The 15,060-nt window shown below is 41.0% G+C and carries 9 protein-coding genes; all 9 read left to right on the top strand.

The genetic code is table 11. From position 1 onward, the window contains the following. Positions 1–155 precede the first annotated feature (155 nt). Positions 156–1,244, top strand: a complete 1,089-nt coding sequence (locus V471_RS10335) for a carbamoyl phosphate synthase small subunit (RefSeq protein WP_002885900.1) — start codon at positions 156–158, stop codon at positions 1,242–1,244. Between the two features lie 229 nt (positions 1,245–1,473). Then, positions 1,474–4,635: a carbamoyl-phosphate synthase large subunit gene (carB, locus tag V471_RS10330; RefSeq protein ID WP_084871502.1), complete on the top strand. Its 3,162-nt coding sequence runs from the start codon at positions 1,474–1,476 to the stop codon at positions 4,633–4,635. Between the two features lie 366 nt (positions 4,636–5,001). Further along, positions 5,002–5,757 (top strand): class I SAM-dependent methyltransferase, encoded by a 756-nt coding sequence (locus V471_RS10325; RefSeq protein ID WP_084871501.1) that lies wholly within the window; start codon positions 5,002–5,004, stop codon positions 5,755–5,757. A gap of 62 nt (positions 5,758–5,819) precedes the next feature. Further along, on the top strand, positions 5,820–7,073 hold the full coding sequence (locus V471_RS10320) for an efflux RND transporter periplasmic adaptor subunit (RefSeq protein ID WP_084871500.1): 1,254 nt from the start codon (positions 5,820–5,822) through the stop codon (positions 7,071–7,073). 10 nt (positions 7,074–7,083) lie between these two features. Further along, entirely contained in the window at positions 7,084–7,770 is a 687-nt protein-coding gene (locus V471_RS10315) for an ABC transporter ATP-binding protein (RefSeq protein ID WP_155209737.1), read from the top strand. A gap of 9 nt (positions 7,771–7,779) precedes the next feature. Beyond that, on the top strand, positions 7,780–8,988 hold the full coding sequence (locus tag V471_RS10310; protein ID WP_084871499.1) for an ABC transporter permease: 1,209 nt from the start codon (positions 7,780–7,782) through the stop codon (positions 8,986–8,988). A 162-nt stretch (positions 8,989–9,150) separates the two neighbouring features. Then, positions 9,151–12,417: a helicase-related protein gene (locus V471_RS10305; protein ID WP_084871498.1), complete on the top strand. Its 3,267-nt coding sequence runs from the start codon at positions 9,151–9,153 to the stop codon at positions 12,415–12,417. Then, positions 12,401–13,075, top strand: a complete 675-nt coding sequence (locus V471_RS10300) for a DUF4391 domain-containing protein (RefSeq protein ID WP_084871497.1) — start codon at positions 12,401–12,403, stop codon at positions 13,073–13,075. Before V471_RS10305 ends, V471_RS10300 begins: the two co-directional genes overlap by 17 nt. Positions 13,076–13,329: 254 nt before the next feature. Next, a complete protein-coding gene (locus tag V471_RS10295; protein WP_084871516.1) occupies positions 13,330–15,060 on the top strand; it encodes a site-specific DNA-methyltransferase in 1,731 nt (576 codons plus the stop codon).

Here is a 15,060-nt window from a genome sequence, read left to right as displayed (position 1 = left end):
AACCGATTCCTGAGAGAATCAGACGAAAAAGAACATGGGCTAAATCTTTGAAAAGAGACAAATCTTCCTAGAGGCTAGAGCTTCTCTGTTGGATTTGCTTTTCAATCAGATGTTTAACGCCCTTTGTATCTTAGTGAAAGGAACAATTTACTATAATGGCAAAACGTTTACTTATTTTGGAAGACGGCACTATTTTTGAAGGTCAGGCCTTCGGTGCTGATGTGGATGTGACGGGTGAAATCGTCTTTAATACTGGTATGACAGGTTATCAAGAATCTATCACAGACCAGTCTTACAATGGTCAAATTTTGACTTTTACTTATCCACTTGTTGGTAACTACGGTGTTAACCGTGACGACTATGAGTCAATTAAGCCAACGACTAAGGGTGTCGTTGTGTCAGAGGCTAGCCGTCGTGCCAGCAACTGGCGTAACCAAATGACCTTGGATGAGTTTTTGAAGGCGAAAAACATCCCTGGTATCTCTGGTATTGATACACGTGCCTTGACTAAGATTATCCGTCAACACGGTACCATGAAAGCCACTTTGGCCAGCCCTGGTGACAGTATCGAGCACTTGCAAGATCAATTGCGTGCGACTGTTTTGCCAACGAATAATATTGAGCAGGTATCAACTAAGACAGCCTACCCAGCACCAGGTGTTGGTAAAAATATCGTTTTGGTTGACTTTGGTCTCAAGCACTCTATCTTGCGTGAGTTTTCAAAACGTGATTGTAACGTGACTGTTGTGCCACATGATATCACTGCTGAAGAAATTCTCCACCTTAATCCAGATGGTGTGATGTTGTCAAATGGTCCAGGTAACCCTGAAGATGTACCGTATGCACTTGATATGATTCGTGGCATCCAAGGTAAAATTCCAATCTTTGGTATTTGTATGGGTCACCAGTTGTTTAGTTTGGCTAATGGTGCCAAGGCCTACAAGATGAAGTTCGGTCACCGTGGATTTAACCACGCGGTTCGTGAAATTGCGACTGGTCGTGTTGACTTTACCAGCCAAAACCATGGTTATGCTATTGACCGTGAGTCACTTCCAGATTGCCTCATGGTAACACACGAAGAAATTAACGATAAGTCAGTTGAAGGTGTTCGTCACCGTGACTTCCCAGCATTTTCAGTGCAATTCCACCCAGATGCAGCTCCTGGTCCACACGATGCTAGCTATCTCTTTGATGAGTTTTTGGAATTGATTGATGCTTTCCAAGCTGAAAAAGCACGTCGTTAATTGCAACTGTCTAGTGACTATAGTGGGGATGACTCTTGTTCGCCCCAGTCTACTACCTTATTTAATGACAACCAGAGAGTTGTCAAATAGAAAGGAGAAGATACAGGTTCACGGAAGTGAACACGCCCTAAGGACTATGTGAAAAAGATAAACGGTGACTAGACGCTTGGGCGTCGTCGTCACGTTTCCTATTTTCACTGGGTCCTTAACGGGCTTTGTATCATAAATTATGCCTAAACGTTCTGATATTAAAAAAATTATGGTTATCGGGTCTGGTCCTATCATCATCGGTCAGGCTGCTGAGTTCGACTATGCTGGTACGCAAGCCTGCTTGGCCTTGAAAGAAGAAGGTTACAGTGTTGTCCTTGTCAACTCTAACCCTGCGACAATCATGACTGATAAAGAAATCGCAGACAAGGTTTACATTGAACCAATTACGCTTGAATTTGTCACACGTATTCTTCGTAAAGAGCGTCCTGATGCTCTCTTGCCAACACTTGGTGGACAAACTGGTTTGAACATGGCAATGGAATTGTCAAAAGCTGGTATTCTTGAAGAGCTTGGAGTAGAGCTTTTGGGAACAAAATTGTCTGCCATTGACCAAGCCGAAGACCGTGACCTCTTCAAACAATTGATGGAAGATTTGGAACAACCAATTCCAGAATCTGAAATCGTCAATACAGTTGAAGAAGCAGTTGCCTTTGCGTCAGAAATTGGTTACCCAGTTATCGTGCGTCCTGCCTTTACCCTTGGTGGTACTGGTGGTGGTATGTGTGCCAACGAAGAAGAACTTCGTGAAATCGCTGAAAATGGCTTGAAATTGTCACCAGTAACACAATGTTTGATTGAGCGTTCTATCGCTGGTTTCAAGGAAATCGAATACGAAGTTATGCGTGATGCCGCAGACAATGCTCTTGTGGTATGTAACATGGAAAACTTTGACCCAGTTGGTATTCACACAGGGGACTCAATCGTATTTGCCCCAACGCAAACCTTGTCAGATATTGAAAACCAAATGCTTCGTGATGCCAGCTTGAAGATTATCCGTGCCCTTAAAATTGAGGGTGGCTGTAACGTACAGTTGGCTCTTGACCCTAATAGCTTCAAGTACTATGTTATCGAAGTAAACCCTCGTGTATCACGTTCATCAGCCCTTGCCTCAAAAGCAACTGGTTACCCAATCGCCAAATTAGCAGCCAAGATCGCTGTTGGTTTGACACTTGATGAAATGATTAACCCAGTCACTGGTACAACTTACGCTATGTTTGAACCAGCTCTTGACTATGTGGTTGCTAAGATTCCACGTTTCCCATTTGATAAATTTGAACACGGTGAACGTCGCCTTGGTACTCAGATGAAAGCAACAGGTGAAGTTATGGCTATCGGTCGTAACATCGAAGAGTCACTTCTTAAAGCCTGCCGTTCACTTGAAATCGGTGTTTACCACAATGAAATGTCTGAGCTTGCGGACGTCACAGACGACGCCTTGGTTGAAAAGATTGTCAAAGCTCAAGACGACCGTCTCTTCTACCTTTCTGAAGCCATCCGTCGTGGATACACTATTGAAGAATTGTCAGAGTTGACTAAGATTGATATCTTCTTCCTTGATAAATTGCTCCATCTCTTTGAATTGGAACAAGAATTGGCTACTCACGTAGGCGATGTTGATGTTCTGAAAGAAGCTAAACGTAACGGTTTCTCTGATCGTAAGATTGCTGATCTTTGGAATCAAACAGCCGACCAAGTTCGTGCGACACGTTTGGAAAATAATATTGTTCCTGTTTACAAGATGGTCGATACCTGTGCTGCTGAGTTCGAGTCATCAACACCATATTTCTACTCAACTTATGAGTGGGAAAATGAATCAATCAAATCTGATAAAGAATCTGTCATCGTTCTTGGTTCAGGTCCTATCCGTATCGGGCAAGGGGTTGAGTTTGACTATGCGACAGTTCACTCTGTAAAAGCTATCCAGGCTGCAGGTTACGAAGCTATCATCATGAACTCTAACCCTGAGACAGTTTCAACAGACTTCTCAGTTTCAGATAAACTTTACTTCGAACCATTGACTTTCGAAGACGTGATGAACGTTATCGAATTGGAACAACCTAAGGGTGTCGTGGTTCAGTTTGGTGGACAAACAGCTATCAACTTGGCAGAGCCATTATCTAAAGCTGGTGTGAAAATCTTGGGTACACAGGTTGCTGACCTTGACCTCTTTGAACAAGCCCTTAAAGACCTTGATATCCCACAACCACCAGGACAAACAGCGACAAATGAAGAAGAAGCGGTTGAAGCAGCTCGTAAGATTGGCTTCCCAGTTCTTGTTCGTCCGTCATACGTTTTGGGTGGACGTGCCATGGAAATCGTTGAAAATGAAGATGACCTTCGTTCTTACATGCGTACAGCCGTTAAGGCAAGTCCAGACCACCCAGTCCTTGTTGATAGCTATATCATCGGACGCGAGTGTGAAGTGGATGCCATCTCTGATGGTAAGGATGTCTTGATTCCAGGTATCATGGAACACATCGAACGTGCAGGGGTTCACTCAGGGGACTCAATGGCAGTTTACCCACCACAAACCCTTTCTAAGAAAATCCAAGAGACTATCGCTGACTACACTAAACGCTTGGCTATTGGTCTTAACTGTATCGGTATGATGAACATTCAGTTCGTTATTAAGGATGAAACGGTCTATGTTATCGAGGTTAACCCACGTGCCAGTCGTACCGTACCATTCTTGTCTAAGGTGACTGATATCCCAATGGCTCAAGTTGCTACAAACTTGATTCTTGGTAAATCATTGGCTGAGCAAGGTTACAAAGATGGTCTTTACTCAGAAAGTAACCATGTCCATGTCAAAGCACCAGTCTTCTCATTCACAAAATTGGCTAAGGTAGATAGCCTCCTTGGACCTGAAATGAAATCAACTGGTGAAGTTATGGGTACAGATGCGACTCTTGAAAAAGCGCTCTATAAAGCCTTTGAAGCTTCGTACCTCCACTTGCCAACCTTTGGTAATGTTATCTTTACTATTCATGATGATACTAAAGAAGAAGCCCTTGACTTGGCCCGTCGTTTCGATGCTATCGGTTATGGTATCTACGCGACTGAAGGAACTGCTAAGTTCTTGAATGAACACGGGGTTCACGCAACGCTTGTTAACAAATTGGGTGAAAATGATGATAATGACATTCCAGCCCTCGTTCGTACAGGTAAAGCGCAAGCCATTATCAATACGGTTGGTAACAAACGTACTTATGACGAAGACGGAGCAGCTATCCGTAGCTCAGCTATTGAAGCTGGAATTCCACTCTTCACAGCGCTTGATACAGCAGATGCTATGGTGCGTGTGCTTGAAAGCCGTAGCTTTACAACAGAAGCTATCTAATCACGAAATAAAGTCTCAGCTTTGCTGGGGCTTTTTTATTGAAGACAAAGTTTTCTTTTGAGACTTTTCTTAAGTGATGGCGGACGTCAGCGACCTTCTGCGAAGTTCCATGACTAAGTTTTGAGCCGAAAGTCTCAAAACTTCCGAACGTCTGAAACTAATCGTTTCAGACGTTTTTATCACTGCGAAAAATCTCGGTATAAGCTTACTAGGTTCGCAAAATCTATTTCATATTTAAAAATAGTTTAATTATGTTCTGAGTCTCAGCCTTGCTGGGGCTTTTTTCTTACACAAATGTAAGCTAACAAATTAAAATGAAAGCTAAGACTATGGTTTTGTTTCCTAAGATTCTGCTATACTAGAAACATGATTATTACCACATCTTTACGTGAAAATGAGACCTTGATTACGCGTGCCCAAGAACTAGCTCACGAGTTAGGAGTTGACTACCAGCCTCGTCGCAAGTTATCCTTGGCAAAATGTTTAGAGCGATTTGGAGCTTTTTATCTTCTATATAAAGACAGATTGTCTTTTGTCAATGCGGATGTCAGTGAGCTGTCCTTTCATCCAGATACGGCAGTTCTTCGGATTAAGGCGCCACACGATGCTCTAGTCAATCTTTTAGGTTCGTCTACCAAGTCTATTCTAGACACGACTATGGGTTTGGCTTCCGATAGTCTAGTTATGGCGGCAGCGGGAAATAAGGTGACAGCCCTTGAGAGTCAAGAAGTGATTTTTCAGGTGGTTTCTCGTGGTCTGGCCACATATCAGACAGATGACAAGCAGCTTGAAAAAGCGATGCGTTCTATTAAGGCTATTAAGAGCGATAGCTTATCCTTTTTGAAATACCAGGCTGATCACTCTTTTGATATCATCTATGCCGATCCTATGTTTTCAGAGACTATCAAGGAATCGGAAAATCTACAAGCTATCAAACCTCTAGCTAATGGCAGCCGTCTGACTGAAGAATGGTTAAATGAGGCTAAGCGTGTCGCACGAGAAAAAATTATCATCAAGGCGCATTTTCGAGATACCGTTTTTGAGGAACTAGGGTTCGAACGCCAGGTTCGTCCCAATCAAAAGCTGCACTATGGTGTTATGGATTTAAGCGAAGGCCATTGACACTGAAAGTTAAAAGTATTACAATTGTTTTATTTATACGATACAAAAGAAAAGAGAGACCTATGCGAAAAAAAATCAGTCCAAAGTTATTTAAAAATAAAAAAAGGGTTTGGATCATTGGAGGAATTGGCTTCCTTGTCCTTTTGGTCCTAGGTTTTAACCTTTTTGCAGGTGGTGGCAAAGATGATAAGGCTTCCGAGTCCCCTACAGCAAGTAAGGTAACCAAGGGGCAGTTGGCCTCGTCCACCCTTCTGACTGGCATGGTGAAGGCTCAGTCGGAACAGTACGTTTATTTTGACAATACCATTGGACGCAATGCCACTGTGACAGTTTCTGTTGGTGAGGAAGTTAGCGTTGGTCAGCAACTGGTCCAATACGACAGTACCTCTGCCCAAGCAGCATATGATACGGCTAGTCGTGCCTATAATAAGGCAGTTCGTGACCGTAATTATTTCCAACAGTATGGGACAGCTCCTGTGGCTTCGGCACAAACAAGTAGTGATTCGGATGAGGATGATTCGACGACTACCGTTAGCCCTCAACAGCGTCAGCAAACCGAGGCAAGTAATTACCAAACCTTGCAAGATTATAATGATGCCGTTGCTAACGCAGCCTCAGAGCTAGAAAAGGCACAAGACGTTCTCAACCAAACAGTCATTGTTTCAGATGTTAATGGGACAGTTGTGGAAGTTGCGGACTCTGTGGACCCTGCTTCAAAAGAGAGCCAGACTCTAGTTCATGTGACCAGTGAAGGCCAATTTGAGATTCAAGGAACCTTAACGGAATATGACATTCCAAATATTTCAGTTGGTCAAAAGGTCAAGATTACATCCAAAGTCTACCCAGATCAAACTTGGACAGGTAAAGTCAGCTACGTTTCCAATTATCCTAAGCAAAATGCCAGTCAGTCGGCGGGTACATCTAGCAATTCAGGACAGACAGGTTCCCAGTATGAATACAAGGTTCAATTGACCAGCCCTATCGGTAAGCTCAAGCAAGGTTTCAATGTATCCCTTGAAGTGACCAAAGATGATGATGCCCTGTTAGTTCCAGTAACTGCTGTGACCAAGAAAGGATCTGACAACTACGTCTGGGTTTACGATGACGAGAGTCAAAAAATCAAGCAAGTCAAGGTTAAACTTGGTAATGCAGATGCTAAGCAACAAGAAATTGCCTCAGGACTTAAAGAAGGTCAAAAGGTTATTACTAAGGCTGAAAAATCCTTTAAGGATGGCGAGACCCTGAAGGATGTGACGGATGCCGATAGCAAAAAATCAAAAGAGACTAGTGGAGAAGAGGTGAGGTCTAGTGACTAAGCCAGCACTTATGGTCTTAAAAGGCATCACCAAGTCTTTCAAAAATGGTCAGGAGTCCTTGCAGGTCCTTAAGGGGATTGACTTATCAGTTGAAGAAGGTGACTTCGTGGCAATCATGGGCCCTTCTGGTTCAGGAAAATCAACCCTCATGAATATTATCGGCCTTCTTGATCAACCGACTACAGGTTCCTATCAACTCGAGGGAGAGAATGTAGCTGAGCTCTCTGAAAACCGCTTGGCCAAGGTAAGAAATGACCAGATTGGCTTTATCTTTCAGCAGTTTTTTCTCTTGCCAAAGTTAAGTGCCCAAAAGAATGTAGAGCTTCCCCTGATTTATGCGGGGAAATCTCCACGTGAACGTAAGCAAAGGTCACAACAATTCTTGGAAAAAGTCGGCTTGTCAGACCGCAGCCATCATTTGCCGTCAGAGCTGTCTGGTGGACAGAAGCAAAGGGTGGCTATTGCGCGTGCACTGTCTAACGATCCAGCAATCATTTTGGCGGATGAACCTACGGGTGCGCTTGATACCAAGACAGGAACCCAGATTATGGATCTCTTAACCCAGCTAAACCGAGAAGGGAAGACCATTGTCATGGTTACCCATGAACCTGAGATTGCGGATTATGCCCGACGTAAGATTGTCATCCGTGATGGGGAAATCACCCAAGACACAACGGACAGCGTTCGGATAGACTAGGAGGTAAGAATGGAAAATTGGAAATTTGCTCTTAGTTCTATTCGTTCACACAAGATGCGGTCCTTCCTGACCATGTTGGGGATTATCATTGGTGTTGCTGCGGTAGTACTTATCATGGGGCTAGGAAATGGGATGCGTCAGAGTGTTACCGATAGTGTGACCGGTGATAAGGATACCGTTCAAGTCTACTATGAAGCCAAGGGTGAGGAGATAGATCCTGCCTATGCGGACTTGTCACAACCGACCAAACCGGTTAAAGAAGTTTGGTTGGAGCAAGTGGCTAGGCAGACGCCTGGTATTGATAGTTATTTTGTGACTAACAGCCTAACTTCTTCTATCTCCCTCCAAAAAAAGACTGTGAAGAATGTTAATATCACAGGTGCCAGTCAGGGCTATTTTAAAGCTAAAAAGTTAGAGATGTTGACAGGACGTTCCTTGCAAGACAATGATTATAAAAACTTTTCACGCGTCATTGTCATTGATCAGATGGTGGCTAAAAAACTCTTTGAGACGAATGAGGATGCCCTTAACCAAGTGGTTACTATTGGTAACAATGATTATCGTGTGATTGGTGTTTATAAGAATAAAGACACCGCAATCGGTGCCTATGGTGAAATTGGAACAGCTCTTGTGGCCAATACCCAGTTAGCAGCTGAAAATAACACTGATGCTATTGGCCAGATTTTTTTCCATGTGACCGATGTGAAAAATAGTAGTAGTGTCGCTAAGGATGCTGCCAAACGCTTGACCCAGTTGGCCCAAGATGATAACGGGGAGTACAAGGCAGCAGATATGAGCTCGACCTTAGATCAGGTGAACACGATCTTTGGAACCATTACCACCGTTGTCGGAGCTATTGCTGGGATTTCACTCTTAGTTGGTGGAATCGGTGTTATGAATATCATGCTAGTTTCGGTAACTGAGCGGACACGAGAGATTGGTCTTCGTAAGGCTTTAGGAGCCACACGCCGTAAAATCTTGACACAGTTTCTGATTGAGTCCATGGTTTTGACCATTCTGGGAGGTTTGATTGGGCTGGGCTTTGCGGCCCTAGTCGTTGGACCAATCGGGAATGCCATGGACCTTAAAGCGACAGTCTCTCTTGGCGTAGCCATGGGAAGTATTGCCTTCTCAGCAGCTGTAGGGATTATCTTTGGTCTCCTACCGGCTAATAAAGCTTCGAAACTCGATCCTATCGAAGCACTTAGATATGATTAGAAAAGAGAACATCTGTAATCTTAGATTATAGATGTTTTTAACTTTATACGATAGATAATTGAACTTGTCCCGATAAATGGGGCAATAACTTGTTTCTTTCAAGAAACAATAAAGTGTTTACATGGTATAATTATATTATCTAATTAATTTTAGGAGATTATGATGGAGATTGATAATCGGAGTATTCGTCTTGGAGATGAATTAAAGAAGGAAATAAAGCCTGGAAGCAAGGTCAAAATTGCTGCAGCGACTTTTTCGATGTTTGCCTTTCAACAGTTAAAAGAAGAACTTGAAACGATCGAGGAGTTGAAATTTATCTTTACAAATCCAACCTTTGTGACTGATGAGACGAGAATTGGATATCGTGAATATACGATCCCTAAAAAAGAACGAGAGCAGTCTATTTTTGGAGGACGTTATGAGCTGAAGTTAATGAATGAATTAACCCAAAAAGCAATTGCGAGAGAATGTGCTGAATGGATTAGGAAAAAGGCTCGTTTTAAATCTATCAACATTGAAACCGATGATATGCCAAATGGTATGCGGATAGAAACGGATGATGATGCTGTCGCTGTGGATCGCCTCAAAAACTTCGATCGAAAAGAATTAGGCTATGATTCTTCGTTGTTCAAAACCACACGGCATATCTATCATGCTCCATTAAGTTTATCCTATCTAGATGAATTTGATAGCCTCTGGCAAAATGATGAGTATTTTCGGGATGTGACAGAAGAGTTCTTGGAAACTCTCAATTTAGCTCATAAAGAACACTCACCTGAATTTCTCTACTATGTCATGCTCTATAATCTCTTTAGTGAATTTCTTGAGGATATCAATGATGACTATACCCCAAATGAACAGGTGGGCTATAAAAATACCAAGTTGTGGAATCTTCTTTATGATTTCCAACAAGATGCTGTAAAATCAATCATTTCAAAACTTGAAAAGTATAACGGCTGTATTTTAGCAGATTCAGTGGGGTTAGGAAAAACTTTTACAGCTTTAGCTGTCATGACTTACTATGCCTATCGTGGGAAACGAATTTTAGTCTTGTGTCCGAAAAAGTTAGAAAACAACTGGAACATGTACCGACATGACTATGTCAACAACCCTATTTATGACCGTCATCTCATTTACGATGTTTTATATCATACCGATTTAAGTCGAGATAAAGGGATTTCAAATGGAATAGACCTTGCATTAAATAAATGGGAGAATTATGACTTAGTGGTTATTGATGAATCTCATAATTTCCGTAATGGTGGATCCAGCGAAAGTGATCAAGCGGAGGGACGTGAAAATCGTTATAGTCGATTAATGAATCGAATTATCAAGTCAGGTGTTCCTACTAAGGTACTGATGTTATCAGCTACTCCAGTTAATAATCGCTTTAATGATCTGAAAAATCAGATCGCTTTAGCCTATGAAGGGGATGTAGAGCAGATAGATGGAAAATTAGATACACAGTCGTCCATTAATGATATTTTTCGGAATGCTCAGTTGGCCTATAACAAATGGGCAGACTTACCAGCTGAAGAGCGAACGACAGATAAACTATTATCGACCTTAGACTTTGATTTCTTTAAAATTCTGGATAGTGTGACGATTGCTCGTAGTCGTAAACACATCCGAGAATTTTATGATCGAAAAGCGATTGGAGATTTTCCAGAACGTCTGAAACCAAGAAACTTTGAGCCTGATTTGACAGTGTCGAATCTAGATGTGACCTATAAAAAGTTATACCAGTTGTTAGATCAGTTACAGTTAACCATTTACCAACCTTCACTTTATATCTATCCCTCAAAGCGTGAGAAATACGAAATAACATTAGCAGGGAATAAAGCCAACCTTACTCAACTGGGTCGTGAGTCGGGGATGAAAAAGCTGATGATGATCAATCTGCTTAAACGCTTAGAAAGTTCTGTAGCAGCTTTTCGTTATACCTTGATCGATGTCGTTAAATCGTATGTAGATGAGACTTTAAAAGCTATTTCAACATATGAGCAAACTGGTTTAGATGCTTTATCTGGAGTGCCTGTCTTAAATGAAGATGATTTCGATATAGAAGATAGCAACTTGGATGTCTTTATCGGGAAGAAGAATAGAATTGCTTTGAAAGATATGGACTATCGCAGTTGGAAATTAGAGTTAGAGAAAGATCAAGCAATTTTGCTGGAATTAGAAGAACTGATCGATCAAATCACTCCTACAGAAGATAAAAAATTGCAAACACTCTATCGGTTGATCGATGAAAAAATGACTCATCCAATCAATGCAGGCAATAATAAACTCATTATCTTTTCTGCCTTTGCGACGACCACTAACTATCTCTATAAACATATTAGCCAATATGTACTAGATAAATACGGACTTCATACGGCACAAATTTCAGGTACAAAAGGATTTGAAACAACGCTAAAAACAAACCATCGAGACCTTAATTCCCTTTTGACCTATTTTTCACCACAATCAAAAGATAGGAATCTCCTATTTCCGGATGATCAAAGAGAGATTGATGTCTTGATTGCAACAGATGTTATTTCTGAAGGACAAAACCTGCAGGATGCAGACATGATGGTCAATTATGATATCCATTGGAATCCTGTTCGAATCATTCAACGCTTTGGCCGCGTGGATCGAATTGGTAGCAAAAATAAGTTTATTCAGCTTGTAAACTTTTGGCCAAATATCGAGTTAGATGAGTATATCGATCTTAAATCTCGTGTTGAATCACGCATGAAAATATCCGTTCTCACATCTACCGCAGATGATAATGTTCTTTCTAGTGAAGAGATAGAAGACAATAACTATCGGAAGAAACAACTAGAGCGTCTTAGAAATGAAGTTGTCGACTTAGAAGAGATGAGTGAAGGAATTTCTATTATGGATCTAGGATTGGAAGACTATCGAATGGATTTTCTGAAGTATCTTGAAAGCCATCCTGAATTGGAAAAAGTACCAAAAGGTCTGCAAGCCATCTTGTCGGTTGAGAATAAGGAAGCTGAAGGAGCAATCTTTGTTTTAAAAAATAAAGACGAACTTAGAGGTAAGAATCAGAAGAATCAACTTCATCCATATTATATCCTCTATGTAAATAGTGCAGGAGATTTAGTGGTTTCTCCAGAAGAGAGTAAGAAGATTTTAGATCTCCTGGGGAGTCTATGTAGAGGAAAGAACCAGCCATTGCAATCTCTGGTGAATCAGTATAACCGTCAAACAAAAGACGGGAAAGAGATGTCTGGATATTCCAAGCTATTACAGCAGGCCATTGAGCAACTGATGGAACAGGATCAACTGTCTACTATGGATGCACTCTTCAATTTTGGAACGGTTAATTTGATGAATACCAGCATTGAAGGGATGGATGATTTTGAACTGATTTGTTTCTTTGCCCTGCTAAAAGGAGAGAATTATGATACAGTTTCCTGATTATACTTGTTTGCCAACTCCTCATGTGCTCTACAGACCCCACAAAAAGGGCAATCGTGATTTCTTTGATAACCTAGCTCTGACAAAACAGGAAAAGCAAGCATTACGCAATCAGATTCGACTCATTCAAGTCACCCATCAGATAGATTCGCAAACGACGAATATTCCTGGGGGAAATATCGTTAAGCAGATCATGGTCTTAGAAATTCACCTCAATCAGCAAGAGTTCACAACCAGTTTGCTAGAAAAAATGGATGAACGACTTGGTCTTTATACAGTCTTTGTTCTTAAGTTTCCTTTGGGAAAGGAAGAGCTCTTGATTCATTACAAGGAAGCTCTGGCACAAGAAAAAGATGGACGGCATTTCAAAATTATCCGCCGTTTCCGTACAAAAGAGGATTGTCAAATCCAACTTGAAGGCAATGACTTAGACCAAGTCTATGAAATGCTGATTAAGGAAATGGGTAAAAATCAGCTTCAAAGTAAGTTGGACGGTAACTTGAAAGAGTCGGTTGAGCTGACGAAAAAACTAGAAAATCTGGAGAAGCAAGCTCAACGTCTTAAGAAGCAAATGTATGCAGAAAAATCGATGAGAAAGCAGATGGAAGTGAAGAAAGCCTACCAAGCAGTTCTCAAACAAATCCAAGAATTAAAATAGGGATTACTTGTATACTATAGACAAGTACACAGAAACCATTATAAGAAAGGGTAGATATGACTACAGAACAATACAAAGGGGAACATACTGGCCTCGATCTTTTAAAAGTAGGATCAAAAGATGTCTTCACAGATAATATTTCCAAAATTGGGCAACTCTTTCCAGAAGTCTTGACAGAAAAAAGAGATGAACATGGAAGACTTCGCCCTGCAATTGACTTTGAGAAACTAAAACAGTTTTTATCAGAGGAAATCGTGGATGGTCGAGAATCCTATGAGTTTACCTGGGTTGGAAAGCGCGAAGCCATCGCAGAAGCTGGGCGACCAACGACTAAAACCTTGCGACCAGACCTTGATGAGAGTGTTGACTTTGATAAGAGTGAAAATATCTTTATCACTGGGGATAACTTAGAAGTTTTGAAAATTTTGCAAGAGTCCTATCTTGGAAAAATTGATATGATCTATATCGATCCACCCTATAATACAGGGAAAGATTTTGTATACTCTGATAAGTTCCAAAAAACGGACCAAGAGTTGAAAGAAGAAATGGACCTCTTGGATGAAGAAGGACGCCAAGTCGTTGGTCTTACTAAAAATGAAAAGAGTTCGGCTCGTTATCACTCAGACTGGCTCAATATGATGTATCCACGCCTCCGTCTAGCACGTAATCTTCTCAAGGATTCGGGTATCATCTTTATTTCTATTGATGATAACGAACAAGCGAACCTAAAGGTCATGTGTGATGAGATATTTGGGGAAGAGAATTTTAGAAATATTCTTTCGGTTAGACGATATGATAAAAATCTTAATCGTCAATTTATGGAAGACGGTTTACAGTCTTTAAATATCGGTTTGGAATATATTTATATATATTCAAAAACAGAAGCAGCAAAATTATCTCCAGTGTTTAGAAAAGCAACAGACGATCGCTCTAATAAAGGATATTGGAAAGGTTTTTGGAATAATGCTGATAGACCAACAATGAGATATGATATCCTTGGATATACTCCTAAAGAAGGACAATGGAAATGGAAAGAAGAGTCCGCAAGGGAGGCGATTGAAAATTATAGAACATTTGAACAAGAGTATTCTTCAAAAATGACGTTAGAAGAATACTGGAAATTAACAGGTGAAAACAAAAAATTTTTACGAAGAAACCTAAATGGAAATGGTAAAAATAAAGGTGTAGAACATTGGGTAGCACCATCGAGTGGAATACTAAGAACAAGCAATTGGTCTGATTTATTGATCTCGAAACCAACTGGATTAGATATACCTTTCGATAGTCCTAAGAGTGCTGAGGTAATTCAACAATTGATTAAATTGTCTGGGATTGGAGAAGGAGTTATACTAGACTTCTTCGGTGGTTCTGCTACGACAGCTGATGCAGTCATGCAACTGAATGCGGAAGATGGAGGCAATCGTAAGTTTATCTTGTGTACTTTAGATGAGGAAGTAGCTGACAAGTCTGCTGCTAAAGAAGCAGGATATGAAACTATTGACCAAATTTCACGTGAGCGGATTCGTCGTGCTGCTGCTAAGATTCAGGAAGAACACCCAGAGTTGGTTGGCAAGCAAGACTTTGGTTTTAAAGCTTACAAACTAGACTCTTCAAATTTCAAGGATGTTTCAGCTCGACCAGATCAATTCATCCAAGGGGAACTTTTTGATAGTGTATCCAATATCAAGGAAGGACGTTCTGGACTTGATTTGCTCTTCCAAGTTATGTTGACATGGGGGATGGAGTTGTCTTTGGCGATTGATTTGAAAAAAGTAGCAGGAGCAGAAATCTACGATGTAGATCAGGCCTCCCTTATAGCCTCCTTTGAAGATGATATATCGGAAGAAGTCATCCGATACATTGCTCAACAACAACCACTCCGTGCTGTTTTCCGTGATAGCTCATTTGCCAATTCAGCAGATAAAATAAATGTTAGTGAAATCTTCAAAGAATTATCACCTAATACGAAAGTGAAGGTAGTGTAG

Source organism: Streptococcus salivarius, assembly GCF_002094975.1.
GTDB classification, from domain to species: domain Bacteria; phylum Bacillota; class Bacilli; order Lactobacillales; family Streptococcaceae; genus Streptococcus; species Streptococcus salivarius_D.
Note: the sequence above shows the minus strand (reverse complement) of the source record. Positions and strands in the feature narration are given on the sequence as shown.